Genomic DNA, 25885 nt, shown 5'->3' on the forward strand with positions numbered 1-25885 from the left:
AGCTACCGATGAAGATCGCGATCGACCCGTACATGTTCCGCGGCCTGCCGATGGCCGAGATGGTCCGGACCGTGGCGGACATGGGCTACTCCTACATCGAGCTGTCGCCCCGCGCCGAGTTCATGCCGTTCTTCCTGCACCCGCGGGCGGACGACGAGCGGGTGGCCGAACTGCGCTCGGTGCTGCGCGAGACCGGGGTGGAGCTGTCCTCGATCCTGCCGCTGTACAAGTGGTCCAGCCCCGACGAGGCCGAGCGCCGCGACGCCGTCCGCTACTGGAAGCGGATGATCGAGGTGGCCGTCGAACTCGGCGTCACCCTGATGAACTCCGAGTTCAACGGCCGTCCGGAGCGGGCGGCCGAGAGCGAGGGCGCCTTCTGGCGGTCCATGGAGGAGTTGCTGCCCGTCTTCGAGCGCGAGGGCATCGCCCTCAACCTCGAAGCCCACCCGGACGACTTCTGCGAGGAGAACGACCCCGCGGTGGACCTGGTCCGCGCGATCAATCGGCCGTGGGTCAACTACCTCTACTGCGCCCCGCACACCTTCCATCTGTCGGGCGCGGAGCCGGGTGCGGACATCCGCCGGATGATGGAGTACGCGGGGGACAGGCTGCGGCACGTCCACATCGCCGACTCCTTCGACCACAAGGGGTCGTCAGGGCTGCGGTACATCCTCAACCCTCCGGGGACGCCCGCACGGATCCACCAGCACCTGGACATCGGCCAGGGCGAGGTGGACTGGGACGTGTTCTTCCAGACGCTGCGCGACCTGGACTTCGACGGGGTGGCCACGGTGTGCGTGTTCGCCTGGGAGGAGCGGGCGCGCGCGTCGTCGGAGTTCATGCTCGACCGGGTCACCAAGGAACTGGTGGCCTGACCAGGACGCCGGGGCGCCGGTTCGGCCGCCGATAGCGGTCGAGGGGCGCGGTGGCCCCGGCTCGGCGCCGCAGCGGGACGCACTCGTGTGTCCGGCTGCGGCGCCCTCTTTCGCGTACGGACGCCACAGTGGGCGCGAGCACGAAGATGCCAGTAGCCGTACGTGACGGTCGGCGCCGCTATGTGGTGGTCCTGGAGCGCGGTCCGGTCCGGTCGCCGCTCACGCCCCGTCACGCGCCCGTGCGCATGCTCCCTCCCGCGAGGGAGGAGATCGCTCCCATGGGGGAGGTGCGGTCCGGGGCGGGTGATGGAGGCTGGGGGCATGTCCAAGAAGCGATTGACGGTCGGCGCCGGATGGACGATGGCGACCATCGGCGTCCTGCACACCCTGGTCTTCCTGCCCCACCCCTACTGGAGTGAGTGGCTCGCCGGCGGGCTGCGCTCGGGCGAAGGCGGTGACGCGTCCCTGTCCGTGTTCTGGGCGCTGCCCGGGAGCTTCGTCGTCCCCCTGGTCCTGACCGGCCTCCTGGTGGCGCGGCTGGGGCGGCGCGGCGAGCGCGCGCCCGCCTACGTCGGCTGGGGACTGGGCGGCTGGGCGGTCGGGTGCGTACTGCTCATCGGCCCCAGCGGCTTCCTACTGGGCCTGATCCCGGCCGGGTTGCTCATCGCCGAGGACCTGCTGGCACGCCGCAGGAGCGCTGGGCGGGGCGTAGCGGATCCGGTGGTCGGGCGAGGGGAAGACGCGCGGCCGCAGCGCTGATCGGCGCCGCCTGCCGAGATCGAGCGGATTCGGCGTCGGACCGTTGCCGGACCTCAGCGACATCGCCGAGTCGGGGAGCCGCAGGTGTCGCTCGCACCCCCTGAACAAGGGGTGCTGCTTCTGATCGACGAAGTCATGGCGCGGAGTGGGGCTACTGGCATCTTCGTGCCCGCACCCACTGGCAGGTCGGTGCTCGATCCACTGGCATTCCCGTGGCCGTCAACACCCTTCTCCGTCCGCGCGCCGTGTGCCCGACACCGGTCCGGAAGGTGCGGGTTCACGGGTGCTTTTGTAGGGTGTCCGGATTACCGCGGGTGGTTCCGGGCCCACGGCCCGACGGCACCCCGACCAGCCACCCTCCCCCGAAGAGAAGCCGCACGCGATGACCCGCACGTCTCATTCGCCGCGACTCCGACGAAGCGAGGCCCGCCGACTGGAGCGGCGCCGCAAGCGCCTGCTGACGGCCGCCCTGGCCTGCTCGGTCGGCGTCGCCGCGATGATCGGAGTCCTCGTCGTGGTCCTGATGTCCCGGGAGCCCGCCGGCCCCGAGCCGGGCACCGGCGCCGAGCCCGGCGGCCACCGGGCGGGGGCGGCGAGCGAGGAGCCCTCCCCGACGCCGTCGCCCACGGCCTCGGCCTCGGCCTCGGCGGGCCCGGACGCCTCGCCCTCTCCGTCCCCCTCCGCCGAGGCGAGCGAGGACGAGGACGACGAAGAGTCGGTCGAGGAAGCGAGCGCGGAGCCCAGCGAGGGCGCGGAAGCGGACGAGTCCGAGGCCCCCGCGCCCGCGCCGGAGCCCGAGCCCGCCCCCGAACGGCCCGAGCCGGAACCCGAGCCCGAGCGGCCCGCCGACCCGCCGGAGGAGGAAGAGGACCCCGTCGAAGATCCCGACGACGACGGACTCCCCTGGTGGCCCTGGAACTGACGCCCGGGGGCATGGAGAGGGGCTACCGAAGATCTCCTGAGCCGGTGCCCGCCTCGGGGAGAACACCCGTGATCCGCCGGTACTCGAAGCTGGCGTCCGCCACCCGGCTCCAACACCTGCGGGTGCCTAGCCTTGGTGGTTCCAGGTGCCGAGCGCGGGAGCCCGCACCAGGTACACCCCGCTCTCGGCGTCGGCCTCCAGCGAGAACGCGCCCAGCTCGGGCCACTTCGCGTGGTCCAGCCGTCGGTAGGCATCCTCAAGTCTGGTCACGAGGGGGGTCGGCCCTCCGCTGTGGGTCGTTCCGTCCGGCCACAGGTACGTCCAGGAGGAGTCGGGGGTACCCAGGTACACGATCCGGCCGTGCCCGTCGTCGAACGGACGCATACCCACACCGATGCGCACACCGGGCAGCGGCGCCGATGCCGGGGAACGGGCCAGGGGGAACGCGTTGGGTCCGGTCGTGCATGAACTGGGCATCACGCACGTACGGGCCCTGGGCGCCGGTCCCTTCGGTCCTGCGCAGAGCCGTGATGGGGGTTGACTCTCGATTCGAATCGGGTGCCCAGGGGACGATGAGGAGGGCGTCCAGGTCGACCCGGTCGATTCACTCCTGGGGGAGGCGGGTGACGGCCTGTGGCACGTGGAGCCTCGCTCAGCTCACCGAGCAAGGCCCCGTCACGGGCGACTACTGCGACGCGGTCACTGCCCGAACTTTTGCTTGACCAGGGACGGTCCCTCGAAGTCAGCGGGGATCGCGTCCATCAGCACTTCGTTGACCCGCTGACCGAGCCACACGTTCGAGTCCCGCCGGACGCCCTGCTTCCTGAACCCGGCCTTTTCATAGGCGTGTCACCGTGCTCGAACCCAATGTCAGAGCGGAAGCGGACCAACCCGACCAAGCGCCGCACCCGTTGCTGACGCGGGCCGAGTGCGGCGGTCGCCATGGTCACCAGCAGACCCGTGCCAACGGCTGCGCGTGCTCGCAAGGACACCGGGGGCGCAGGCTCCCATCCGAACGGAACTTCATGGATGCTGCGCGATGGTGCCCACGGCACGCGCTTCGCCGGGGTGGCTGAAGTGGTCAACGGCGCGGTCGGTGAGTACGAGGCCACCGAGTCGGCCGAGGCGCGCTGCGCCAAGGACGCCGACAAGCTCGAATGCCTGTTGCAGGCGGTGGAGTACCAGAAGCAGGGCAACACCCACACCCAGGCGTGGATCGACACCTCCCTGGCGTCGCTCAAGACCGTTTCGGCGAAACGGTTGGCTGAGGAGGCGCTCACACGCGACCCTCTGGAGTGGATGCATCAGGCGCGCACTCAGAAGCCGCCGCTCTGACTTTGAGTGTCCGTATAAATGCGCTTGATTCGGGCAAAGGGGATTCTTCTGGCGTGGTGGTGGAGAAAATCAGGTTCTTCTGAGCGCGTGGCCTGAACTGGGGGTATGAAGAATCGGGTGGGCTTCCCCGAACTGGTTTTCGGGAAAGTTCGCATTCGCTCGCGGAGTGCTCTACCCTTCTTTCCAACTACAACTTCACAAGCGGAGACCCCGCGACGCTAATCGGCGCCCGGGGTCGTGGCCAGCAACCTCAACCCTTTAACCAAAGGAATTGCCGACATGGCTTATTCTAGCCCTGCCGTCCTCAGCTACGCCATGGGCCTCGTCAAGGCCCTCTTCACGCCGGCGCGCGGGCGCCATGCGGTCGCCGCCCGCCGACGCCGTTCCACCCGGGTCCGCCGCTACGCGCCGCTTCCCGCCCCGGTCCCCGCGCAGGCCAGTGCCCCTCCGGCACCCCGCCCCGCACCTCGCCTGGCCCCTCCCCGCGAGCACCTCCCCGCCGAGGACGTCGCCCTCGTGCGCGGCTACTACCGGGCCTTCGAGACCGAACGCGATCTCGCCCGTGTCCAGGCCGAGGCCCGCGCCCGTCTCGACCGCTGGGCCGCCAAGCCCGCCGCGGTGCGTATCCCCGCGCCCCGCCCCGCCGGTGACCTGCTCGCCCCCGTAGACGACCTGGGCGATCTGCGCGACGCCACCCGCCGCCGGCTGGACCAGCAGCACCGGAAGGCGGTGGCCTGATGTACGCCATCGCCAAGGAACCGCGCCCGGTGGTGTTCTGGGAGCACCGCGTCTACCCCGGCCACCTCGCGGAACTGTCGCGGGTGCGGGCGGACCTGGCCGCCGACCTGGCCGGGTTCGACGAGGACCTGGTCGACACCGTCCAACTCGTCACCAGCGAACTCTTCGCGAACGGGTGCAAGTACGCAGACGCCCCGGCCCCGTACAAGGAGGTCATCCGGGGCCTGTCCATGCCCGACGAGCGCACGTTGCGCGTTTCGCTGAGCGACTGCGGAGGGGGAGGGGGACTTCCGCGCATCCCCACCGAACGCTCGCCGGACGAGTGGGACGTCGCGGAGGGCCAGCGCGGACTCCTGCTCGTGGAGAACCTGGCCACGGCGTGGGGCCATTTCCGCCTGGCGCCGTGGGCCGACCTGGGCACGCACGTGTGGGCCACGTTCGAGGTGGAGCCGGAGAAGGTCCCGAGCCGGCTTCGCCCGTTCGTCTTCACCTCCTGACGTGCCAGAAGAAGGGGAGGGAAGGGCCCGCACAATTGACCGAACCCGGTTCTAGTCTGTGGGGTCCTTCCTCTGTAGAGTGCGGGCCATGGATCTGAACGGAATCTCCGCCCTCGTCTCGGGCGGCGCGAGTGGCCTGGGTGAGGCCACCGCCAGGGAACTCGCCGCAGCCGGCGCCACCGTCGTCATCGCCGACCTCAACGCCGACCGCGGTGAGGCCATCGCCAAGGAGATCGGTGGCGTCTTCGTCTCCACCGACGTCTCACAGGAAGACCAGGTCAAGGCCGCGGTGCAGGCCGCCGCGGACACCGGCAAGCCCTTCCGGGCGGCCGTCTCGTGCGCCGGCATCGCCTGGGCGACCCGCACGGTCGACCGCCAGGGCAACCCGCACGACCTGGACAGCTACCAGAAGGTCATCCAGGTCAACCTCATCGGCACCTTCAACGTGCTGCGCCTGGCCGCGGCCGAGATCGCCAAGACCGAACCCCTCAACGAGGACGGCGAGCGCGGCTCCATCGTCAACACCGCCTCGCTCGCGGGCATCGAGGGCCAGATCGGCCAGATCGCCTACTCCTCCTCCAAGGGCGGCGTGATCGGCATGACCCTGCCCGCGGCCCGCGACCTCGCGGCCGTCGGCATCTCCGTCAACACCATCGCCCCCGGCATCCTGGAGACGCCGATCTACGGCGAGGGCGAGGGGGCCGAGGAGTTCAAGAAGCGCCTGGCCGCCCCGATCCCCTTCCCCAAGCGCATGGGCACGGCCGCCGAGTTCGGCAAGCTCGCCCGGGCGCTGATGGAGATCAGCTACGTCAACGGCGAGGTCGTCCGCATCGACGGCGCGCTGCGCATGCCGCCGAAGTAGGGAGTCCACCGTGTCCGACGAGGTTCTCTACACAGCCGAGGACGGCATCGCCGTCATCACCATCAACCGGCCCAAGGCCAAGAACGCGGTCGACGCGGCGGTCGCCGCGCGGATCGCCGAGGCGCTCGACGATCTCGACGCCCGCAAGGACCTGAGCGTCGGCATCATCACCGGCGCGGGAGGGACCTTCTGCGCCGGCATGGACCTCAAGGCGTTCATGCGGGGCGAGGTCCCCCTCGTGGAGGGCCGCGGATTCGGCGGGTTCGCCCAGCGCGGGCCCCGCAAGCCCCTGATCGCGGCCGTGGAGGGCTACGCCCTGGCGGGCGGGTTCGAGGCCGTGCTCGCCTGCGACCTGGTCGTGGCCGCCGAGGACGCCAAGTTCGGCATCCCCGAGGTCAAGCGCGGCCTGGTGGCCGGCGCGGGCGGGCTGCTGCGCCTGCAGCACCGCATCCCGCGCAACATCGCCATGGAGTTCGCCCTGACCGGTGACTTCGTGGGTGCTCCGCGCCTGGCCGAGCTGGGGCTGGTCAACGAGGTGACCGCCTCCGGCGGCGCCCTGGAGGGCGCCCGCGCACTGGCGGCCCGCATCACGCCGAACGGGCCGCTGGCCCTGAAGGTGTCCAAGGAGATCATCACCGCCTCGGACGACTGGTCCACCGAGGAGATGTGGGACCGGCAGAACGAACTGGCCGGTCCGGTGTTCGTGAGCCACGACGCGATGGAGGGCGCCGCGGCCTTCGCCGAGAAGCGCGCCCCGGTGTGGAAGGGCGAGTAGCGGTACCCGTGAGTCGTCGTCCGCCCGGACCAGGGTCGTGGACTGGTCCGGGCGGATCGACGGGCCTCGGGATGGTGAACGCGACGCCCCCGGCGATCGGTTCTGATCACGGAGAATCCGAGGCCGGGTGCGACACTGTCCCCACCTTGGATGCACTGGGTCCTTGCGGGATCACCTTACGTGTTCACGCGGAGGGTGTGGCCGAGCCGGACGGGCTCGCGAGGTCGGAGGTACCAGCGGACTCGCTCGCAACCGTCGCCGGTGCGGGGACGAAGCGGCGGGCGGTGGTGCGCGAGATCCAGCTCACCGGGCGCTCCAGCGGACCGGCGCCCAGGTAGCGGCGCCACAGCACCGCGAACACCAGACCCACCAGGATGAACACGTCCACCGAGTGAAGGCGCAGGAACTCGGCCCAGGAGGCATCGGGCGCGATGACGCGTTCGAGCGCCCACAGGCCGACCCCGTGCGCGGTGTAGAGGGTGAGGGTCATCGCCCCGGCCGCGGCCAGCGGGTACGGCAGGCGCCCGGCGCGGTCGGCGGCCAGGAGGCACAGGCCCAGGACCGCCATGGCCACCCCGGTGTTCCCGATCACTTCGAGGGTGGTGTTGGCGTGTGAGTCGGCCGAGAGCAGATCCACGTAGCGGACGTCCTCGCCTCCGCCGGGGAGCAGGGAGGACAGGGGGCCCAGGAGCAGGAACGAGCTGCCGTACCCGGTGACGGCGAGCCCGACGCCGCCCGCGACGAGCCCCAGCCGGACCCGGGTCGCCCGCAGATCCAGGCGGGCCACCAGCATTCCGGCGATCACGTAGGCCATGAACACCACCGCCGGGTAGATTCCCGTGACCAGCAGCCCGGCCGGGGATTCGAGGTAGTCGAGCGCGAACAACGGTTTGTCGGCGAACCCCTCGGCCATCTCGGCCTCCCACTTCGCGTCCGAGGCCTCCTGCTCGGCCTCGTAGGTGGCGACCCACTCGGGGTCGTCCGCTCTGGCCTCCCACTTCGCGTCCAGGGCCTCCTGTTCGGCGACCCACTCGGGGTCGTCCCACTTGGCATCCCACTCGGCCTCCCATTCCGCGTCGTAGGACTCCTCCGCCCCGAAGGCGGAGCCCCACGGCAGGGCGGACGAGTACACGCCCGTGACCAACAACGGCCCCAGCAGCAGGAAGGCGGCGCCGACGGCCGCGAGGTAGCGTCGACGCAGCCAGAGCAGGGGGATCGCCAGCAGGAAGTACAGGCCGTAGAAGTGCAGGATCACGGCGAGCGACCCGAGCGTGGCCAGCGCGTACCCGAGGACGATCAGCGCGATCGCGCGGGCCGCCACCCGGACCCGGGCGCGGTTGCGCTCCTCCCGGGTGTCGGGGCGGTGCCGTCCGGCGACCAGGATGAGGGAGATACCCGCGAGGAAGGCGAACAGGGCCGCCGACCGGCCGCTGACCGCCGTCTCGACCCACCCGGCGACGGTTCCGGTGGCTCCGGCCCCGGAGTAGTCGATGATGGCGAAGGAGCCAGCCCCCTCGACGGCCTCCGGACCCAGGGCGAACGCCACCAGGGGCACTCCCATGTGGGCGATGAACACGCCCAGGATCGCGATCCCCCGGGCGACATCCACCCCCACCAGGCGTTCGCGTCCGGCCAGGCGGGGCCGGACGTCGCCCGTGCCACTCGCTCCGCCCGCACCGCCCGTGGTCTTGGCCACCGCCATGTGTCCCTCCGCGTACCGGACCGGCCCCGCCGGTCTCAGGGTGATGAACGCGGTCCGGTGCCCGATCGGTTCGGGCCCGGGTGTTCTCGGAAGCAGGAGGCGTAGCCGTGACGGGCTCTAGGAGGCGTCCGGCTCGGCGGACTCCGCCGCGCCCAGCAGGGTCCCGGAGGCCTCCGCCAGGCTCGTCTCCGCGGCGGGGGCCTCGGGGAGCGACTCCAGCAGGTACGGCTCCAGGACGACCGCGAGCGACCGCGAGAACGCGTGCGAGAAGTGGTTGGTGTCGTAGTAGGCGAGCTGGTTGCCGATGACCCCCCGGCACACGCCGTCCCCGCACAGGTGGTCGGTCAGGTCCAGGAAGCGGGTGTTGCCCGGGACGTCGGCCAGCTCCTCGTAGGGCGGCCGTTCGGCCATCGAGAAGGACTGCTCCTCGACGCAGCCGCGCGCGCCCTCGCGGTCCACGCACTCGGCCACGTTGAAGCCGAACCTCGGGGTGTCCCGGACCGCCACGACCGGCACGCCGAGCTCCTCCAGCTCCCGCCAGCGCTCGACGTAGCCGTCGGGCGTGCGCTCGGGCGGGGCGCCCGGCTCGTCGTCGCGACCGCCGCCGGGGGTCGTGCGGGTCGCCGTCGTGAACACCGCGTCGGGGCCCGTCTCGGCGATCCGCGCCATGACGTCGGCGTTCCAGTTCGTGCACTCGGTGTAGGGGTCGCCCCGGTAGACCTGCTCGTCGGCGCTGAACTGGCAGGCGTTCTTGGTCATCATGACCAGGCGCCAGTCGTGCTGTTCGGTGATCGCGCGCAGGGCCTGGAACCAGTGCCGCGCGTGCGAGCTCCCCGCCAGCACGAGCGTGAAGCCGGCCTCGGGGTCGCCGAACTCGCAGGAGACGACTTCGGTGGCGTCGGTGAGGGCGTTGCACTCACGGGTCTGGTCCAGGGTGTCCGAGGCGACGGTCGCGGTGTCGGGGTAGACGGGCAGGGCGGGCAGGTTCTCCGCGAGCGCGGGGTTGAGCGTGACGGCCGCGCCAGGGTAGGACATCGGGTCCGAGCTCAGCTCCATCCGCAGTTGGCGGTCGCGTTCGATGGCCTGGCCCCACACCAGCCCGGCGAGCAGGACCGGCACGACGAACAGGACCCCGGCCGCGAGCGACCAGGAGGGGGCCCGCAACGTGCGGGTGAGGCGGGTGAGGCTCCCGTCCACCAGCCAGGTGGTGAGCACCGCCGCGACGAACGCGGTTCCCAGCACGAACAGGCCGCCGGCGAGGGTCGCTCGGTCCAGGCCGGTCACCTCCAGGTAGAAGACCAGGATCGGCCAGTGCCACAGGAACAGCGTGTAGGCCCGTGCGCCCAGCCAGACCAGCGGGCGCGACCCCAGCAGCCGGGTGGCCGTCAGGCGGCCGGGCTGCTCGCTCCCGGTGCCCGCTAGAAGGACGGCCACGGCGGCCAGGGTGGGCCACAGCGACGCGAGGCCCGGGTAGGGCAGGGCGTCGCCGATCACCAGGCCGCACAGCACCAGCGCGGCCAGGCCCGCCCACCCGAGTACCAGGCGCAGCGCGCGCGGCAGCCGCACGCGGGCGATGACCAGTGCCAGGACGCCGCCCAGCGCGAGCTCCCACAGGCGGGCGCCGGTGTCGAAGTAGGCCCACACGGGGTCGGTGGCGGTGATCCACAGCGAGTACCCGAACGAGACCGCCAGGACGGTCCCGACGGCGGTCAGGGCGGCGGTGCGCACGCGCAGTCCGCAGGCGGCGGCGATCAGCCCGACGACGGTGATCAGGACGGGCCACAGCAGGTAGAACTGCCCCTGCACGCCCAGCGACCAGAAGTGCTGGACCGGGCCGGCGGCGGAGTTCTCCGCCATGTAGTCGACCGATCCCAGCGACAGGTGCCAGTTGCCGTAGTACAGCGCGGCGGCCTGGACGTCGGCGATGATGCCGGTCCACCGCGAGCGCGGCAGCAGCAGGTAGGCCGCGACCAGGACCGCGGCGAGCACGACCGCTCCGGCGGGGAAGAGCCGCCGGGCGAGCTTGCTCCAGAAGGCGCCGAAGGCCAGGCGGCCGTCGCGCTCCATGGCGCGCACGAGCGAGCCGGTGATGAGGAACCCGGTCAGGACCAGGAAGACGTCGACGCCGCCGGAGACCGTGCCGAACCAGATGTGGAAGACGGCGATCAAGAGGGCGGCGACGGCACGCAGCCCCTCGATGTCGGTGCGGTGTCGCGCGGTGCGTGGTGACACGGACGCGCTGCGCACGCGCTCGGGGGCATGGTTCGGGACGGGAACTGACACAGTTCAGCCTCGGGCTCGGCGACGGTGAGGGCAGGGCAGGCCGGAGTGACGGCGGCGGGAAAGGGGGCCGGGGGATGATCGGCGCCCGAGAGTGGCCCTGCTTGTCCAGTATCGGTGGCTTGTGCCTGTGACCTGTGGTTCCGGGGCTGCTGTTGTCGAGTCGAGATGGAATCTGTGTGCACGCGTATCCGGGGAGCGGAAACGAAGTGTCACGGGTCACAACTTCCGCGTGGTGAGCCTCCGGCCGCGGAGCCGTCCGTCCCGCCGCGCACGCCGGTGCGCCGTTCGCGTTCGCCGGGTGATCGATCGGCTACATGTACCGGTTTGGTCTCCTTTGGTCCACTCTGACAACGCGCGAAGAACCCGGTTCGTCCTTCTTAAGACCATTTGGTGTCTTTTGTGTTGTCGGTGAAGCCCCGTATGCCGCCACGAAAGCGTGATCTGCTTCGACAGAAGGGCCCCCCATGTCCCTGACAGCACGCGTCAAGCGCGTCGGTCAGTATTTCCAGTCCTCCGCGAACAAGGCGCGCCGGGAGGAGGAACGGCGGGAGGCCGAGGCCCGGGCGGAGGAACAGCAGCGGCTGGACAAGATCGCGAGACGGCGCCGAAAACTCCTCGACGGCGACCCGTCCCTGCGCTCCTTCACCGCCGACGGCGTCGAGATGCTGGGACGCGCGGTGGAGGACTTCACCGCCGCAGGCGCCTCGGAACGCAACCTGAACCTGGTGGCCGACGCCCTGGACAAGGCCGGGGTCGAGTACTTCCTCGTCCCGGGGCGGTCCCCGCTGCGCCATGTCGTGGGTGTGCACCGTTCGCAGCGCAAGGCCTTCCTGGAGGCCATGCGCGAGCTGTACCGCGCCAGCGCGGTGTACGCGGCCAAGCCGACCAGGGACGGCGTCACGGTCTTCTCCGCCTACGTCGACGGGGCCCTGGACGAGCAGATCAAGTCGGGGCTGACCATCCGTGTCGCCGAACATCTGCTCTCTCCCGGAGGGCGGGTGCTCGCCGGCTTCGAGCACGGCTGCGACGTGGAGTTCTGGCGGGACGGCGCCTCCGTCCTGGAACGGGACGACTCCGAGACGGTGCTTTCCAGGCTGCGCGTCCAGACGCCCCGGGACGGCCTCGCCGACGCCCTGGTGGCGCCCCGCCGCAACAGGATCGCCGACGTCCTGCCCGGCTCTGAGCGCACACCCGCCACCCTGAGCGTGGGCGGCCGCGAGCACCCCACCTTCGAGGCCTTCACCTGGAAACTGGTGGAGGAGGTCGACTTCCCCGTCGACGTCGTCTACACCTGGGTCGACGGAGCCGATCCCGAGCACGCGGCCAAGCGTGCCCGGCACCTCGGCGGCGACGCCGAGGCCGCGCGGTTGGCGGCCAACGAGTCGCGCTTCACCAGCCGCGACGAGCTGCTGTACTCCCTGCGCTCGCTGCGGATGTACGCGCCGTTCGTGCGCCACGTCTACCTCGTGACGGACGACCAGGTCCCCGCGTGGCTGGACCCCGAGGCCGAGGGCATCACCGTGGTGGACCACCGCGACATCTTCGCCGACCCCGACGCGCTGCCGACCTTCAACTCCCACGCCATCGAGTCGCAGCTGCACCACATCGAGGGGCTGTCCGAGCACTACCTGTACTTCAACGACGACGTGTTCCTCGCCCGGCCGGTGCGGGCGGAGGACTTCTTCCACGCCAACGGCATCGCGCGGCTGCCCTTCTCCCCGTTCCAGTTCGGCCTGGGGCGGCCGGTGGAGGGGGAGGTGGCGCCGAACTCGGCGGGCAAGAACGTGCGCCCGCTGTTCGCCGAGGACTTCGGGCGCCAGATCATCCACAAGTTCAAGCACACGCCCCACCCGCAGATCCGCGGGGTCCTGTCGGAACTGGAGGACAAGTACGCCGAGGACGTGGAGCGCACCATGCGCTCGCGCTTTCGCTCCCTGTCGGACGTGGGCCTCACGGCGATCATGCACCACCACTTCGCGCTGCTCACCGGCCGCGCCGTGCCGGCCGAGTTCCGCCTGCGCTACGTCGACATCGGTCTGCCGGGCCTGCAGGAGAAGCTGGACCTGCTGGACTCCTCCGACGAGGTCGACTTCTTCTGCCTGAACGACCTGGACACCGCTCCGGAGGACCAGGAGGCCGTGGCCGACGCGATGCGGACGTTCCTCGAGTCGCGCTTCCCCTACCCCTCCCGTTACGAGAAGGCCGCGGGGTGAGCCGACCCGCCATGGTCGGATCCGTCGGGCGCGGACAGCCGTCCGCGCCCGACGGATCCACCCCGGCTCACGCCCGGGCGCGGGCGCCGCGGCCTCCGAAAGGCCCGCCGCGCGCCGTGTGCGCCACGCCATACGTGGGGGTCGCCTCGGGGGCCGGTGGGGCCCTTCGGGCGTCGACTCGAGAATCCCGGTGCTCAGCACCCGGTTCATCACACGGAAACGTCAGTGACCGTTCGGCGACCCGTTGTGTGCATGTCAAATTCATGTCCACGCTTGGGTAGAGTCACATCAACTGGCGGTTTTTTACCGTAAACAGTCATTTGATGGCAGGTCATGTGAACCTCCCACGTCGAAGGCGCGTCCATCAACTGATGGCCATCTGACGCGGCACCTCCCCACCGGCGGGCCCCGACGAGCCCGGCCCGTGCCCTACGGACCCAGTGCGCCTCCGCCGTACGACGGCCTACCGACCTTCTTTCATCGTCCTTGGAGTCTTTGGAATGCCCGCGTTCACCCTTGGTGATGTACAACAACAGACCTACAAACCACGTGACTCGTGGTGGACGGTGTGGTTGGTCGACCCCCTGGCGTCACGGCTTGTGAAGGTCACGGCGAACCGGACCTCCATCACCCCCAACCAGCTGACCGTGGCCGCCCTCGTGCTCGGCCTGGGCGCCGCCGCCTGCTTCTTCCTCGCGGACTGGTACTGGCTGCTGGCGGGCGCGATCCTCTTCCACCTCAGCTTCGTCCTGGACTGCATGGACGGCAAGATCGCCCGGCTCAAGGGCAACGGGTCGGTGATCGGTAGCTGGCTCGACTACGTCTTCGACCGCATCCGGGTCCTCATCTGCGCCGTCGCCCTCATGGGCGGGCAGTTCGCCGTCACCGAGAACCCCATCTTCCTGTGGTTCGCGCTGGGCATCGTCTTCACGGACATGTTCCGCTACCTGAACTCGCCCCAGATGGCCAAGGTGCGGACCTCGATGCGCAAGCACATGGTCCGGGCGATCAAGGAGGCGGAGGAGAGCGACGCCCCCGAGAGCGGCCAGGTCCGGCTGCTGGCCGCCCGGTTCGGCGCGAACACCGCCGCCCCGGACGAGACGCAGGACGAGACGCAGGACGAGGCCCAGAACGAGGGGCTCGACGAGGGACTGGACGAGCCCCAGGACGGCGAGGAGCCCGAGCGCGCGGCGCCCACCCCCGGTGTCAGGGCGCGCCACATCCAGAGCACCGCGCTGCAGGCCGGCTTCCACAAGCGCTTCCCGTGGTACCAGCGGTTCCGCGGCGTCCTGCGCGCGAACCGGATCCGCCCGCACCTGTTCAGCGGCATCGAGTTCCAGATGGGCGTGTTCATCGTCGCTCCGCTGGTCGGCGTGTTCTCCACGACCGGCATGCTCGCCACGATCGTCGCGTCCTCGGCCCTGATGTTCGCCTTCGAGTTCCTGATCATCTACAAGCTCTGGCTCTCGACGCGTGAGTTCAACCGGGTGAAGGACGACATCAACGCCGTTCTCTCCCAGTACGACCTCTCCAAGGAGAACCGCGCCGCCTAGGGACGCGATCGCAGCAGAGGTGAAGGGGCCCGCGCACAGCGTGCGCGGGCCCTCCTCGCGCGTGCCTCCTGAACGGTGCGGTGGTCGCGACGTCGGCGCACGGGCCCCTCGTCCACGGTGGCCGCTGGTCCGCCTGAACGCTCCTGGCCGTGTCTCTGGTCCTCGCGGCCTCCTCCGTCGTGGTGCGTGCTCGCGAGTGGCCCAGAGCGCGCGCCGCCGGGGGCCGTCGACGTGAGGACCCGCCCCGGCACTCGACAGGGGTGCGGTCGACCTCGGCCATCCTCGCCTGGGGGAGATTCCTCGCCCTGTGGCCCGATGTGTGGCGCCGCCTTCCCGCATGTTCTGGTCTCGTACGCTCGTGCGCCGTTCCGGTCCTTGCCGTCCGGTCATGGAGCAGGAGCGAGTGAGCTCCGGTTTCTGTCGCCTGACGTGGCACCGGTCTTTTTCGTATGCGCTGACCTGCGTGGACCCGTTCCGGAGGTGATGAAGTCCGGATCGGTGCTTGCGTTTCCCCCAGTGGGCGTGGCACGCTTTTGTGCAGCACCACAGGTGTGTCCAACCCGGCCTCGCGCCGGGTTTTCGTGTCTCCGGGGCGTTGTCACCCCAGTCCGACGCCACCACGCCGCGCTCGTGGTCGACACACGTCGGCCCTCGGGGCCCCGCGTTCAACCGTCCCGCTGACGCCCCGGCGACTCGTTCGTCGTATCCGGCACGCACCGGTGACCTCGCGTCGCCGGCCCCGTCGCAGATGGGGCAGCGGGTGGGCGGCGAGGTGCAGGCCCTCGGCGAAGTGATCGGCCGCGACGTCCCCGGCTACCACGGGATCGAACTCAACGCCGTACGGCACGCTCAGACCACCGGACTGTGGTGCCTCGCGGTCGGGATTTGCTGTTTCCGGATCTCCGGACCACATTCGCCGCTGGAGCATTCTGATCGCGGCCCCGTTTCTCGAACTGGACCCGGCCGGTCTTTCCTTGTGTCCGGGTGCGGGACGGGCCACAGAAAGGAAGGATGATTTTGCCGAACATCATCAGCAGATCGGGTTGGGGCGCTCGTGCGCCCCGGTCCGGGGTCTCGGCGGTCTGGAGATCTCGCACAGGGTTCACCGTGCACTACTCGTCGGGCCCGCCGACGCAGACTCCGCGACAGATCCAGGACTTTCACATGGACGGCCGGGGGTGGTCCGACGTCGGCTACAACTTCCTGGTCGACCACCGAGGCCGGGTCTATGAGGGTCGTGGCTGGACGACCGTCGGCGCGCACGCGGCCCCGCACAACGTGTCGCACATCGGCGTGTGCTTCATCGGGGGCGACGGCGACGCCACGGACGCGGCCAAGGTCGCGATCCGGAGCCTGTACGACGAGGCCAACCGCCGGGCGGGACGCACGCTCGCGAAGACCTACCACGGTGGACTCTCGGGCAACAGCACCTCGTGTCCTGGCTCTGACCTGCGCTCATGGGTGAGGGCGGGGATGCCCTCCTCCGGAGGGGCCCCGTCCAGGCCGGCTCCGCCACCCGGGACCGGCCGCCTGGCCGAGGACGGCCGGCTCGGCCCGCTCACGCTGCGCGCCGCGCAGGCGGAACTCGGCGTCGCGGTCGACGGGGTGTGGGGGCCGGTGACGGTGCGTGCGATGCAGCGCCGCGTCGGCGCCGCCGCCGACGGGTTCCTCGGGCCGAAGACGACACGTGCCGTGCAGCGGCGGGTCGGTGCGACCGTTGACGGCATGTGGCCTTCGATCCGCGGCTACGACCGCTCCGGAACAGTCACGGCCGACGCCTCGGTGGTCTCGGAGACCACCCGCCGCCTCCAGGCGGCGCTCAATGAAGAGAAGTTCTGAACCTCCACCAAGAAAAGACCTCGGAAAGGGTTGCGCAAGCTCCCTGTTGTGGTGCACGATAGTTCGCAGCACCACAGTTGCATCCAAGCCCGACTTTGTCGGGCTTTTGTGTTTCCCGGGGTCCGTCCAGACGAATTGTTGTTGAGGAGACCCCAGGATCATGATCGTGCAACCCTTTCTCGACGTCGAGGACCTGATCGCGGACCATCTGCGGTCCAGGGTCCCTGACTTTCCGGCCGAATGGTCGGGGACGCCGGTGATGACCGAGTCCTTTCCGGAATGGTCGCCCGGGGGCGAACCGAAGCTGACGGTGCGCTGCGAGGAGTCGAGCGGGAACTACCCGATCACCCAGCAGTCGCTGCTGCGGATCTCGGCGTGGGCCGACGACCGCGACGACGCCAAGGTGCTCGCTCACCTGGCCCACGCCGCTCTGCTCGAACACGGCGGGGACGCCCACATCGTCTCCGTCCGGCAGGTCGACGCGGTCGTCGCCGGGTTCGATTCGGAGATCCCCGAGACCCACGCCTCCTTCACGGTGCTGGTGGTCCAGCGCCCCTCCTGACCGACCCCGTCGGTCTCCACGGACACCCATCGAACGATGGGTCAGATTAACAACCGATGATCCTATGAAGGGATATATCCATGGGTAACACCAACAACGCCAGTGTGTGGGCCTACGCGGATGTCTACATCGCTCCGCTGGACGCCGCCATTCCTGAGAACGGCCTTCCGTTCGGTCCCGAGTGGGAGCAGGTCGGCCTGCTCGACGGCGAGGAGGGTTTCACCGAGGCGATCGAGGTCGAGTCCGAGGACCTCTACGCCTGGGGCGGCGTCCTGGTGGCCTCCACCCACAACAACTTCAAGGTGACCCGCAAGTTCCTGCCGTTCGAGGACAACAAGGCCGTCTACGACCTGATGTACCCCGGTCACGGTGTCGCCTTCGACGGTGAGGGCGGCTACGAGGGCCAGATCCACGTCCCCGACATGCAGGCCAAGTTCAAGATCGCCTTCGAGACCCGCACCGGTGACCTGATCAAGCGCACCGTGTCGGCCAACTACGCCCAGGTGGCGGAGCGCGGTGAGTCCACCGAGAACGCCACCGAACTGGCCAAGCGCGAGATCACGGTGTCGATCTACCCGACCAACGCCGACGCCGACGGCGCCTCGACCCTCTTCTACACCTACAAGGGGCAGGCCACCACCGAGCCCGCCGGCTGACGCCTTCCCAGGCCTGGGGGCCGCCCGTGGGGCGGCCCCCTCACCAAGGCCGGCCGGGCCGGGGTTCGTGCGGTTCCTCCGGCCCGGTCGCTCGACCCCCGAACCGCGCACGCCACGTATCCACGAAAGGAACCGCGACATGATGGAGAACACCTCCGCCCCGGCAGTCCAGGACGAGGCCGTCGACCGCACCGAACCAAAGGCCCTGACCCTCGCCGGTGTCGAATACCGCGTCCCCGCGAGCTCTGAGGAGTGGCCGCTGGCCGCTCTGGAGGGCTTCGAGGAGGGCAAGGTCGTGGCCGCCCTGCGTGCTCTGCTCGGCCCCGACCAGTGGGCCGGGCTCAAGGAGTCGGGGGCCACGCTCGGCGACCTCAACGCCCTCGCCGAGCAGATCGCCAGTGTCTACGGGTTCCAGAGCCCGGGGGAATAGGTCGCCTCCTCCGCCTTCTTCGGGGGTCTCCCGATGCGGTGGAGGCCGACCTCGCCCGTTACTACCGGATCGAGCTCGCCGACCTGTGGCGCGGACGCCTGTCGTTGCGCCGCCTGGCGGTGCTCATCCGCCACCTGCCGGTCGACTCGGCCACGATGACGGCCTTGGGCGGTGACGGCTGGACGCTGAGCCACTACCTCCAGGCTGACATGGTGCACGCCAGCACGGGTCAGCCGCATCCGGCCGATCCGCGGGTGCGCAGGGCCAAGGAGGAGAAGGAGGCCCGGCTCGCCGAGGCCAAGCGCCGCGCGGACCAGCGCCGTGAGGAACTGGCGGCGGCCGATCCATGCCCATCATGATCGCTCGGGGCGGGGTGCGCTGCGCACCCCGCCCCCGTTCGTGCTGACGGAGGCCCGTCGGTGCGAGGCGATCCGGCCCGACGCTTCCAGGAGGAACAACCAGGAGGAACGGCATTGACACAGGAACACACAACGGGGGCGGAGGAGGACCACCCCAACCCCTTCTCGTCGGTGGTCACCGCACGTGACGTCTACGACGCCACCCGGGAGACCCAAGCCGACGTACGCAACGCACTCACCAGGCTGACCGCTCTGGAGCGGGAACACGCGGAGTTCCGACTCCGTCTCAGTGCGCTGGAGAGGTGGCGTTACGCGCTCCCGGTCACCGGGATCAGCGCGGTGCTGGCCGCGCTGGGCGCGGTGTTGACCGCCTTCCTCGGGTGACATGTGGCCACGGTGCCGGTGCCGCTCGACGAGCGGCACCGGCACCGAACCATGTGCACGTTTAGGCGCGGATTATCCGATTCATCTTCATGTTTGTCAATGCAAATCGCGGTTTACCTGAGACTGTGGCCGAATTCGGCCACAGGAGTGGTGGAATCGCGTACCTGCAGGTGGCAGGCGCCGAGCTCGTCGTTCCAAGCGGGTGTCGAGGCTGTGATCGGGAGGCGAACCGTCCTGTCCCTTGCGATCTGTCACCTTCAGGTGATCATCTATGGGAGTTTGGTTCGCAGGATGAAACGGGGTAGACCATCAGATGACAGCAGGACTCGGGGTGTCGGGGCAGACCGGGCTGAGGATCTGTGCATGTACCCCCACACAGCTGTCCTTCCCGGTGGCCGTCGTGACCAGGGGAGACGAGGTCCTGGTGCTCGTCCGCATCGACCTGCCGGTCGGGGACATCCTCGCCGACGCGGCTCTCCTCCTCACCTCCTCCGAGCAGGTCGTGCTCCTGCGCTGGCTGGAGGCCGCGGCATGATCACGCCACTGGTCGCACACCGTCCAGGTACACGTCGATGACCTCTCCCAGGCTGTACAACGGCCGGCCGGCGGACCCCGTGCCACGGGACGTGAGCCGTCCCCGCCGGGCGTACCCGCGTACCGCGGCGGCGGTCACCTCGTGGCCGAGCGTGTTCAGCGCGCGTGCGGCGTCGGCCGCGGTGACGAGGTGTTCCCCCGCGGCCAGCAGCAGGCGCCGGCGTCCGTCCCGCACGGCCAGCGGAGTGTCGCACTCGCGGCACCGGGTGTGTTCGGCTCCGGGCCGTGCGTAGCACGCGGAGCCGCACTGTTCACACAGGCCCGCGATGACCCGCTCGGCCGGCAGGTCGACGGCGCGCTGGGCCTCGGCCACGGCTGCGAGGACCTCGTCGACGCATTCGGGGCCGAAGTCGGAGCGGCGCAGCCATGAGACGAACCGGCCGAGCCACGCGGCCATGGCCGGGGTGGTGTCGGCGGGGAGGCGCCCCCCGATCTCCTCGTGCAGCAGGCGGCACCAGGTGGACAGGGTGTTGCGCAGGACAGCGGCCGCTTCCGACGCCGTCGGATCGTAGGCCAGGGGCGTCTCGGTGGACCTGCGCCCCATGTTGCCCGGGCCCGTGCGCCGCTGCCTGGACAGTGTGAGGTCCAGATCCTCCGCGAGACCTCCGTCCCCGTCGCCGACCACGAGCTCCAGGGCGTTGGCGAGGCGTTGGGCGCAGCCCGCGCAGACGAGGGCGTCGTCGGCCACGGGGTTGACGCAGGAGGGGACACCACAGGGGATGCTCACGTGTGCTCCGTTCGTACTACGGGGGACATGTGGCAAACTTAGCCAAAGTAGAGCAAACTTTCAAGGGTCTAGGGATGGGTTTGCGGTCCCGGCGAGCTCCGTGGTGGCAGGGTTTGCACTAACTCCAGGTGGGGTGTTATGGCTATCCAAAGTTGGCCAAGTTAAACAAACTTTGCGCTAGTTGTGCCCAATCTCGCTTATGGTTGTGGCATGCCGAAGGATGCTTCCCCAGCCCCCGCCCTCCGCTACGACCTCCTGGACCGGGCCATGGACGAACGCCGCCTGGCCCTGGGAATGAGGTGGCGCGACCTCGCCGACCACACCGGGATGTCCGGCCAGGCCCTACGAGACATCCGCAGGGGCCGGAGCGTCCCCAGGGAGCTCACCGTCCGCCAGTTGGAGGAGGCTCTGGGCTGGTCCCCGGGCTCGGTCCACCGAGTCCTGGCCGGCGGCGGCCCGGAGGTCTCCGAGGGAACCCGCGGCGAGCGCGGCGGCCACGGTGATCTGACCTGGTGGGCCGAGGGGGACGCCGTCTGCTACGAGTTGACGCGCGAGATCGCCGGGAACCCCTTCACCGCGCGGCTGGTGGTGCGCGACGGCCGTTCCCGAGAGCAGGTCGAGAGAGAGCTGGCCAAGGTCGTGGAGATGGCCCGCATCCAGTTGGAGGGGTGACGGGCATCGATACACGACACGACGAGAACGGGGCCGACGGAACTGGTGTTCCGTCGGCCCCGTTCTCGTCGTTGCCACATGTGCGCTCAACCGCGGTCGGCCGTCACGGGGACAGGCCCGGTAGAGGTGGCACACGGCCAGTTCGACGGCCAGGCCGGGGTCGGCGTCTAGTCTTTTGGGATCCGGGGAGAGGGCGCCCGGACGTTCACCGACTGGGCGAGCAGCAGCATCTCCAACTTCTCGCCGTGCGACACGTCGTGCTCCAGGAGGCGCCGCCAGTCCTCTTCCGTCATGTCCTCGCCCTCCGCACTCGCGAAGAACAGGGCGAACGGGAAGGTGTCGGCGTTCCAGGAGGCGTTCTCCGCGTCACCCTCGGGGGATGGGCGGCGATCAGCGCCTCCAGATCGCTGGGCGCGATGGCGCGGAACACGATCGTCTCGTAGCACTCCGCCAGGGCGGCCTCGGCCTCCTCCACGCGCTCGGCGAGGCGTGCGCGGGCCGTCGACCATCGTCACTCCGGAGAGTCCGTCGGCTTCGGACAGGGTGGTCACGAGGGCGGTGATGATCGCGGGGAACTCCTGGTATCCGAGCACGGCCGGCCTTCCTGTGGGCATGAAAAAAGGCGTGCCGGGAGGCACGCCTGGAGAAGGGGAGGGGAGGCCCGCGTCCCGCGGGCACAAAAAAGCCACCGTGTTCTCGGTGGCATCTCTCTTGATCCAACACGAAGTCAGCGTGCGCCCGTGCGGTGCACAACCCCCAGGACGAAGGAAGCTGTCGCCCGCGCTGCGACCGAGTCCGTGACCCCGGCGTACTGAACTCGTGACTTTCGAACTCTCAACTTCTTGCCGGCATCGAGCGTCTTTCATGGGATGCCAGAAGGAGGCTTATCGCTCGATGGATGACGATGACGATGACGACGAACAGTACGAAGAGGGCGAAGAGCACTACTACGACGATGACGGCGCCTTCGGTGTCGGGCTCCCCGCGCCCCGCCCGTGACGGTCGCGGGGCCGCGCCGCACGACGCGGCCCCGCGGAACACCCCCTAGGAATCCCCGGTGGTCACCGGGTCCCGCTCCAGGCTCCGGCTCGGGAAGGCCAGGCTCAGGGCCCAGTAGACGACCATCGCCGACAGGAAGCCCACCGCCCAGCCGTAGTCCGCGAGCGGGGACAGGAACGGGACGATCCCCTCCTCCGGGAACGGCCCCGCGCCCGGGGCGGAGTGCGAGCCGCCCACCGCCAGGACCGCGCCCACCGCGAACGCCGCCAGGGCCCGCCAGTTCCAGCCGCCCGCGTACCAGTACGCCGATCCGCGCGTGTACAGCGCGTTCAGGTCCAGCCTCGTACCGCGCAGCAGCCAGTAGTCCGCGATGAGGATGCCGCCGACGGTCCCCAGGATCCCGCCCACGGTGCCCAGCCACGTGAAGATGTAGATGTTGGGGTCCGAGATCAGCCGCCACGGCATGATCCCGACGCTCACCAGGCACGTGATGACCGCGCCCGTGCGGAAGCTGATCAGCCGCGGCTTGAGGTTGGCCAGGTCGTAGGAGGGCCCCACGAGGTTGGCGGCGATGTTCGTGGACACCGTCGCCAGCAGCACCACGAAGATCGCGAACAGCAGCGCGATGCCGCTGTCCATCTGCGCGACGATCTCCACCGGGTCCCACAGGGTCTCGCCGTACACCGCCTGCGTGCCCGCGCTCACCATGACCGCCAGCAGCGCGAACGCCGCCATCGTGGTCGGCAGGCCGAACGACTGCCCCAGCACCTGCGCGCGCTGGGTGGCGGCGAACCGGGTGAAGTCGCTGATGTTCAGGCTCAGGGTCGCCCAGAAGCCGATCATCGCCATCAGCGACGGGAAGAACAGCGCCCAGAACTCCGGGCCCCAGCCGAGCTCGGAGTTGACCGCGAACAGCGGCGCGAACCCGCCCGCCTGCACGACCATCCACGCCAGCAGGGCGACACCGCCCACCAGCATCAGCGGGGCGGCCCACACCTGCACCTTGCGGACGCCCTCCATCCCCCACAGGATGATCGCCAGCTGCGCCAGCCAGAACAGTCCGAACGACACCCACATCGTCCACGGCTGCCCGCCGACGACGGCCGCCTCGCTCCAGCCCGTGCCGAACACGCGCCCGGCCAGGATGAACACGCCCTGGCCGCCGATCCACGTCTGGATGCCGTACCAGCCGCACGCGACCGCGCCGCGCAGCAGCGCCGGCAGGTTCGCGCCCCGCAGCCCGAACGAGGCCCGCGCGAAGATCGGATAGGGGATGCCGTACCGCGCGCCGGCGTGGCCGGTCAGGACCATCGGCACCAGCACGATGAGGTTGCCCAGGGCGATGGTCAGGACCGCCTGGCGCCAGTCCATCCCCACCGCGACAAGGCCGCCGGCCAGCGTCCAGGCCGGGATGTTGACCGACATGCTGATCCACAGGGCGGTGAAGCTGCCCGTGCCCCAGGTGCGCTTGGAGATCGGCACCGGGTGCAGGTCGGAGTTGACGAAGGCGCCGGGCGGCAGGGCGGCGCCCTCGGGAAGGGAGACCCGGCCGTCGGCGTGCGTGACGGCGGCGGTGCCGGGTTCGGGGGTGGGAGGGGCGTGGGTCACGTGACACCTGGTTTCGGTGGAGCCGAAGGGGGATCTGACGGGCGCGCACGGTGCTCCTTTGTGCCGGAGCCAGTGTGCGCGCCCGTTGTTGACTCGGTGTTTCAGGCGAGGCCCGGGATGATCTCGGTCCCGTAGGCGTCGATGACCCCGTCGACGTCGTCGTGCATGGCGTACACGGCGAACTGGTCGACTCCGGCCTCGCGCAGCCGGTCCAGCTTCTTCCTGTGCTCGTCCACCGTGCCCAGCAGGCAGAACCGGTCGACGATCGGGTCGGGGACGAAGGCGGTGTCCGGGTTGTCGGCCCGGCCGTGGTGGCTGTAGTCGTATCCCTCGCGGGCGCGGATGTAGTCCGTCAGCTCGTCCGGCACGGCGCCGGAGTGCTCCCCGTAGCGCGAGACCAGGTCCGCCACGTGGTTGCCCACCATCCCGCCGAACCACCGGCACTGGTCGCGGGCGTGCGCTAGCGCCTCCGGCGAGCCGTCGGTGACGTAGGCGGGCGCCGCCACGCACACCTTCACCTCGTCGGGGTCGCGGCCCGCGTCGGCCGCCGCCGCGCGCACCGCCTTGACCATCCACTCGGTCAGGTACGGGTCGGCCAGTTGCAGGATGAACCCGTCGGCCTGGCGGCCGACCAGCGCCAGCGCCTTGGGCCCGTAGGCGCCCATCCACACCGGCAGCGCGCCGTCCTTCACCCAGGGGATGCGCATGGCGGCGCCGTCGACGTCCGCCTCCCGCCCCTCCGCGAGGTCCTTGATGGCGCGCATGGCCCTGCCGAGCCGGTCCAGGGTGGCGGGCTTGCGGCCCGCCACGCGCATCGCCGAGTCGCCGCGGCCGATGCCGCACACCGTCCGATTGCCGTACATGTCGTTGAGCGTGGCGAACAGGGAGGCCGTGACCTCCCACGTGCGCGTACTCGGGTTGGTCACCATCGGGCCGACGACCAGGTCGCGGGTGCGCTCCAGGACGCGGCTGTAGATGACGAAGGGCTCCTGCCAGAGCACGACCGAGTCGAAGGTCCACCCGTGGGTGAATCCCCACCGGTCGGCGCGCTCCATCCGCTCGACCAGCAGGTCGGCGGGCGGGTCGGTCTGTAGGACGAGTCCGATGTCCACGCTGTGCTTCCTCCTCAGACCAGGTACTGGCAGGTGGACCGGGGCACGAACCGGCCGTGGCCGGCCTCGCCCAGGTAGGCGCCGCCGTCCACGACGACCCGTCCGCGCGAGAGCACCGTGCGCGCGCGGCCTGTGAGGCGCCTGCCCTCGTAGGCGGAGTAGTCCACGTTCATGTGGTGGGTCTTCGCGGAGACGACCTGCTCGGCGGCCGGGTCGTAGACGACCAGGTCGGCGTCGGCGCCCGGGGAGACGGTGCCCTTCCTCGGGTAGAGGCCGAACATGCGCGCCGGGGTGGCGCAGGCGATCTCGATCCACCGCCGCCGGCTGATGTGTCCGTCCACCACGGCCTGGTGCAGCAGGTCCATCCGGTTCTCCACGCCCGGCAGGCCGTTGGGGATCTTGGAGAAGTCGCCCCGGCCCATCTCCTTCTGCCCGCTGAAGCAGAACGGGCAGTGGTCGGTGGAGACCACGGACAGGTCGTTGGTGCGCAGCGCCCGCCAGAGGTGTTCCTGGTGCTCCCGGGGGCGCAGCGGCGTGGAGCACACGTACTTGGCGCCCTCGAAGTCCGGCTCGGCCAGGTTGTCGGTGGACAGGAACAAGTACTGCGGGCAGGTCTCGCCGAAGACGTTGAGCCCCTTGTCGCGGGCCCGCGCCAGCTCCTCCACGGCCTCGTTCGCCGACACGTGCACCACGTACAGCGGGGCGCCCGCCACGCGCGCCAGCTGGATGGCGCGGTGGGTGGCCTCGGACTCCAGCAGGGCCTTGCGGACCTCGCCGTGGTAGCGCGGGTCGGTGCGGCCCTCGGCCAGGGCCTGCTCGACCAGCACGTCGATGGCGATGCCGTTCTCCGCGTGCATCATCGTCAGCGCGCCGTTGGCGGCGCCGCGCTGCATGGCCCGCAGGATCTGGCCGTCGTCGCTGTAGAACACCCCCGGGTAGGCCATGAACAGCTTGAACGAGGTGATGCCCTCGTCCACCAGGACGTCCATCTCCTTGAGCGAGGACTCGTTGACGTCGCTGAGGATGGCGTGGAAGGAGTAGTCGACGGCGCACTTCCCGTCGGCCTTGGCCATCCACGCGTCCACGCCGTCCCGCACCGCCTGCCCGGGCTTTTGGATGGCGAAGTCGACGATGGTCGTGGTGCCGCCCCACGCGGCGGCCCGGGTGCCGGTCTCGAAGGTGTCGGCGGAGTAGGTACCGCCGAAGGGCATCTCCATGTGCGTGTGCGCGTCCACCCCGCCGGGGATCACGTAGTGCCCGGCGGCGTCGATGACGTCGGCGCCGCTGTCGGCCCAGGTGCGCGCGGTGTCGCTGCCGCGCAGGGCGAGGGCCGCGACCTTGTCGTCCTCGACCAGGACGTCGGCCTCGACCTCCTCCGCCGCGGTGACGACCAGGCCGCCACTGATGACGGTTCGTGCCATGTGCGCGC

The 25885-nt window shown here is 70.1% G+C and carries 25 protein-coding genes and 1 pseudogene; 18 read left to right on the forward strand and 8 right to left on the reverse strand.

The window, feature by feature from the left end; translation table 11 throughout:
* Positions 1–8 precede the first annotated feature (8 nt).
* The 3 genes from DFP74_RS16035 (at position 9) to DFP74_RS16045 (ending at position 2556) form a co-directional block, all read left to right on the forward strand.
* Positions 9–875, forward strand: a complete 867-nt coding sequence (locus tag DFP74_RS16035) for a sugar phosphate isomerase/epimerase (protein WP_121182416.1) — start codon at positions 9–11, stop codon at positions 873–875.
* A 321-nt stretch (positions 876–1196) separates the two neighbouring features.
* Positions 1197–1634, forward strand: a complete 438-nt coding sequence (locus DFP74_RS16040) for a DUF6463 family protein (protein ID WP_233570999.1) — start codon at positions 1197–1199, stop codon at positions 1632–1634.
* Positions 1635–2016: 382 nt separating this feature from the next.
* Positions 2017–2556 carry a hypothetical protein gene (locus DFP74_RS16045; RefSeq protein WP_121182417.1) on the forward strand — a complete coding sequence of 180 codons (540 nt, stop codon included), beginning with the start codon at positions 2017–2019 and terminating at the stop codon, positions 2554–2556.
* 126 nt (positions 2557–2682) lie between these two features.
* On the opposite strand, the gene DFP74_RS16050 is transcribed toward DFP74_RS16045, so the two are convergent.
* Complete coding sequence (locus tag DFP74_RS16050; RefSeq protein ID WP_147453875.1) at positions 2683–3033, reverse strand: hypothetical protein; 351 nt, start codon at positions 3031–3033, stop codon at positions 2683–2685.
* A gap of 591 nt (positions 3034–3624) precedes the next feature.
* Here DFP74_RS16050 and DFP74_RS16060 point away from each other — a divergent pair.
* From DFP74_RS16060 to DFP74_RS16080, 5 genes and pseudogenes are all read left to right on the forward strand, one after another.
* A pseudogene (locus tag DFP74_RS16060) lies at positions 3625–3891 on the forward strand (HD domain-containing protein); the annotation flags it as partial.
* 279 nt (positions 3892–4170) lie between these two features.
* Positions 4171–4629, forward strand: coding sequence for a hypothetical protein (locus tag DFP74_RS34365; RefSeq protein ID WP_233571000.1), 459 nt, complete (start codon positions 4171–4173; stop codon positions 4627–4629).
* Positions 4629–5126: an ATP-binding protein gene (locus DFP74_RS16070; protein WP_121182420.1), complete on the forward strand. Its 498-nt coding sequence runs from the start codon at positions 4629–4631 to the stop codon at positions 5124–5126. Before DFP74_RS34365 ends, DFP74_RS16070 begins: the two co-directional genes overlap by 1 nt.
* A gap of 88 nt (positions 5127–5214) precedes the next feature.
* On the forward strand, positions 5215–5988 hold the full coding sequence (locus tag DFP74_RS16075; RefSeq protein ID WP_053616340.1) for an SDR family NAD(P)-dependent oxidoreductase: 774 nt from the start codon (positions 5215–5217) through the stop codon (positions 5986–5988).
* A 10-nt stretch (positions 5989–5998) separates the two neighbouring features.
* On the forward strand, positions 5999–6763 hold the full coding sequence (locus DFP74_RS16080; RefSeq protein WP_121182421.1) for a crotonase/enoyl-CoA hydratase family protein: 765 nt from the start codon (positions 5999–6001) through the stop codon (positions 6761–6763).
* Positions 6764–6947: 184 nt separating this feature from the next.
* Here DFP74_RS16080 and DFP74_RS16085 read toward each other — a convergent pair whose 3' ends face one another.
* Together DFP74_RS16085 and DFP74_RS16090 are read right to left on the reverse strand one after the other, a co-directional pair.
* Positions 6948–8465: a heparan-alpha-glucosaminide N-acetyltransferase domain-containing protein gene (locus DFP74_RS16085; protein ID WP_121182422.1), complete on the reverse strand. Its 1518-nt coding sequence runs from the start codon at positions 8463–8465 to the stop codon at positions 6948–6950.
* Positions 8466–8582: 117 nt separating this feature from the next.
* A complete protein-coding gene (locus DFP74_RS16090) occupies positions 8583–10748 on the reverse strand; it encodes an acyltransferase family protein (protein WP_370013384.1) in 2166 nt (721 codons plus the stop codon).
* A gap of 464 nt (positions 10749–11212) precedes the next feature.
* On the opposite strand from DFP74_RS16090, the gene DFP74_RS16095 reads away from it, so the two are divergent.
* From DFP74_RS16095 to DFP74_RS33310, 9 genes are all read left to right on the forward strand, one after another.
* Positions 11213–12961 carry a stealth family protein gene (locus tag DFP74_RS16095; RefSeq protein ID WP_121182423.1) on the forward strand — a complete coding sequence of 583 codons (1749 nt, stop codon included), beginning with the start codon at positions 11213–11215 and terminating at the stop codon, positions 12959–12961.
* A 500-nt stretch (positions 12962–13461) separates the two neighbouring features.
* Positions 13462–14514: a CDP-alcohol phosphatidyltransferase family protein gene (locus DFP74_RS16100; protein ID WP_121182424.1), complete on the forward strand. Its 1053-nt coding sequence runs from the start codon at positions 13462–13464 to the stop codon at positions 14512–14514.
* 1011 nt (positions 14515–15525) lie between these two features.
* Entirely contained in the window at positions 15526–16353 is an 828-nt protein-coding gene (locus DFP74_RS16105) for an N-acetylmuramoyl-L-alanine amidase (protein ID WP_370013385.1), read from the forward strand.
* Positions 16354–16513: 160 nt separating this feature from the next.
* The gene (locus tag DFP74_RS16110) at positions 16514–16915 is read left to right on the forward strand and encodes a hypothetical protein (protein ID WP_121182426.1); all 402 of its coding nucleotides are present in this window, start codon (positions 16514–16516) and stop codon (positions 16913–16915) included.
* A gap of 80 nt (positions 16916–16995) precedes the next feature.
* Positions 16996–17571: a hypothetical protein gene (locus tag DFP74_RS16115; RefSeq protein WP_121182427.1), complete on the forward strand. Its 576-nt coding sequence runs from the start codon at positions 16996–16998 to the stop codon at positions 17569–17571.
* A gap of 139 nt (positions 17572–17710) precedes the next feature.
* Positions 17711–18001 carry a hypothetical protein gene (locus tag DFP74_RS16120; RefSeq protein WP_121182428.1) on the forward strand — a complete coding sequence of 97 codons (291 nt, stop codon included), beginning with the start codon at positions 17711–17713 and terminating at the stop codon, positions 17999–18001.
* Between the two features lie 38 nt (positions 18002–18039).
* Positions 18040–18360 carry a hypothetical protein gene (locus DFP74_RS16125; RefSeq protein ID WP_121182429.1) on the forward strand — a complete coding sequence of 107 codons (321 nt, stop codon included), beginning with the start codon at positions 18040–18042 and terminating at the stop codon, positions 18358–18360.
* 114 nt (positions 18361–18474) lie between these two features.
* Complete coding sequence (locus tag DFP74_RS16130) at positions 18475–18744, forward strand: hypothetical protein (RefSeq protein WP_121182430.1); 270 nt, start codon at positions 18475–18477, stop codon at positions 18742–18744.
* A 313-nt stretch (positions 18745–19057) separates the two neighbouring features.
* Complete coding sequence (locus DFP74_RS33310; RefSeq protein ID WP_147453876.1) at positions 19058–19279, forward strand: hypothetical protein; 222 nt, start codon at positions 19058–19060, stop codon at positions 19277–19279.
* Here the strand turns inward: DFP74_RS33310 and DFP74_RS16135 are convergent, their stop codons facing one another.
* Positions 19280–20065: a hypothetical protein gene (locus DFP74_RS16135; protein ID WP_121182431.1), complete on the reverse strand. Its 786-nt coding sequence runs from the start codon at positions 20063–20065 to the stop codon at positions 19280–19282.
* Positions 20066–20275: 210 nt separating this feature from the next.
* Here DFP74_RS16135 and DFP74_RS16140 point away from each other — a divergent pair, with 210 nt between their 5' ends.
* On the forward strand, positions 20276–20737 hold the full coding sequence (locus DFP74_RS16140; RefSeq protein WP_121182432.1) for a helix-turn-helix transcriptional regulator: 462 nt from the start codon (positions 20276–20278) through the stop codon (positions 20735–20737).
* 167 nt (positions 20738–20904) lie between these two features.
* Here the strand turns inward: DFP74_RS16140 and DFP74_RS16145 are convergent, their stop codons facing one another.
* The 4 genes from DFP74_RS16145 to hydA form a co-directional block, all read right to left on the reverse strand.
* Positions 20905–21351 carry a hypothetical protein gene (locus tag DFP74_RS16145; RefSeq protein ID WP_147453877.1) on the reverse strand — a complete coding sequence of 149 codons (447 nt, stop codon included), beginning with the start codon at positions 21349–21351 and terminating at the stop codon, positions 20905–20907.
* 430 nt (positions 21352–21781) lie between these two features.
* Positions 21782–23344, reverse strand: a complete 1563-nt coding sequence (locus DFP74_RS16150; RefSeq protein ID WP_121182434.1) for an NCS1 family nucleobase:cation symporter-1 — start codon at positions 23342–23344, stop codon at positions 21782–21784.
* A gap of 101 nt (positions 23345–23445) precedes the next feature.
* Complete coding sequence (locus DFP74_RS16155) at positions 23446–24456, reverse strand: TIGR03842 family LLM class F420-dependent oxidoreductase (RefSeq protein ID WP_121182435.1); 1011 nt, start codon at positions 24454–24456, stop codon at positions 23446–23448.
* Positions 24457–24470: 14 nt separating this feature from the next.
* Positions 24471–25877 (reverse strand): dihydropyrimidinase, encoded by a 1407-nt coding sequence (hydA, locus tag DFP74_RS16160; protein ID WP_121182436.1) that lies wholly within the window; start codon positions 25875–25877, stop codon positions 24471–24473.
* Positions 25878–25885 lie beyond the last annotated feature (8 nt).

Origin of the sequence: Nocardiopsis sp. Huas11, from assembly GCF_003634495.1 — a bacterium.
Taxonomy (GTDB): domain Bacteria; phylum Actinomycetota; class Actinomycetes; order Streptosporangiales; family Streptosporangiaceae; genus Nocardiopsis.

What these genes read in the sequence shown, in the direction of transcription:
- DFP74_RS16035 (WP_121182416.1), top strand. Translation starts at nt 9, where the DNA reads ATGAAGATCGCGATCGACCCGTACATGTTCCGCGGCCTGCCGATGGCC.
- DFP74_RS16040 (WP_233570999.1), top strand. Translation starts at nt 1,197, where the DNA reads ATGTCCAAGAAGCGATTGACGGTCGGCGCCGGATGGACGATGGCGACC.
- DFP74_RS16045 (WP_121182417.1), top strand. Translation starts at nt 2,017, where the DNA reads ATGACCCGCACGTCTCATTCGCCGCGACTCCGACGAAGCGAGGCCCGC.
- DFP74_RS16050 (WP_147453875.1), bottom strand. Translation starts at nt 3,033, where the DNA reads ATGCCCAGTTCATGCACGACCGGACCCAACGCGTTCCCCCTGGCCCGT.
- DFP74_RS34365 (WP_233571000.1), top strand. Translation starts at nt 4,171, where the DNA reads ATGGCTTATTCTAGCCCTGCCGTCCTCAGCTACGCCATGGGCCTCGTC.
- DFP74_RS16070 (WP_121182420.1), top strand. Translation starts at nt 4,629, where the DNA reads ATGTACGCCATCGCCAAGGAACCGCGCCCGGTGGTGTTCTGGGAGCAC.
- DFP74_RS16075 (WP_053616340.1), top strand. Translation starts at nt 5,215, where the DNA reads ATGGATCTGAACGGAATCTCCGCCCTCGTCTCGGGCGGCGCGAGTGGC.
- DFP74_RS16085 (WP_121182422.1), bottom strand. Translation starts at nt 8,465, where the DNA reads ATGGCGGTGGCCAAGACCACGGGCGGTGCGGGCGGAGCGAGTGGCACG.
- DFP74_RS16095 (WP_121182423.1), top strand. Translation starts at nt 11,213, where the DNA reads ATGTCCCTGACAGCACGCGTCAAGCGCGTCGGTCAGTATTTCCAGTCC.
- DFP74_RS16100 (WP_121182424.1), top strand. Translation starts at nt 13,462, where the DNA reads ATGCCCGCGTTCACCCTTGGTGATGTACAACAACAGACCTACAAACCA.
- DFP74_RS16105 (WP_370013385.1), top strand. Translation starts at nt 15,526, where the DNA reads ATGATTTTGCCGAACATCATCAGCAGATCGGGTTGGGGCGCTCGTGCG.
- DFP74_RS16110 (WP_121182426.1), top strand. Translation starts at nt 16,514, where the DNA reads ATGATCGTGCAACCCTTTCTCGACGTCGAGGACCTGATCGCGGACCAT.
- DFP74_RS16115 (WP_121182427.1), top strand. Translation starts at nt 16,996, where the DNA reads ATGGGTAACACCAACAACGCCAGTGTGTGGGCCTACGCGGATGTCTAC.
- DFP74_RS16120 (WP_121182428.1), top strand. Translation starts at nt 17,711, where the DNA reads ATGATGGAGAACACCTCCGCCCCGGCAGTCCAGGACGAGGCCGTCGAC.
- DFP74_RS33310 (WP_147453876.1), top strand. Translation starts at nt 19,058, where the DNA reads ATGACAGCAGGACTCGGGGTGTCGGGGCAGACCGGGCTGAGGATCTGT.
- DFP74_RS16140 (WP_121182432.1), top strand. Translation starts at nt 20,276, where the DNA reads ATGCCGAAGGATGCTTCCCCAGCCCCCGCCCTCCGCTACGACCTCCTG.
- DFP74_RS16145 (WP_147453877.1), bottom strand. Translation starts at nt 21,351, where the DNA reads ATGCCCACAGGAAGGCCGGCCGTGCTCGGATACCAGGAGTTCCCCGCG.
- hydA (WP_121182436.1), bottom strand. Translation starts at nt 25,877, where the DNA reads ATGGCACGAACCGTCATCAGTGGCGGCCTGGTCGTCACCGCGGCGGAG.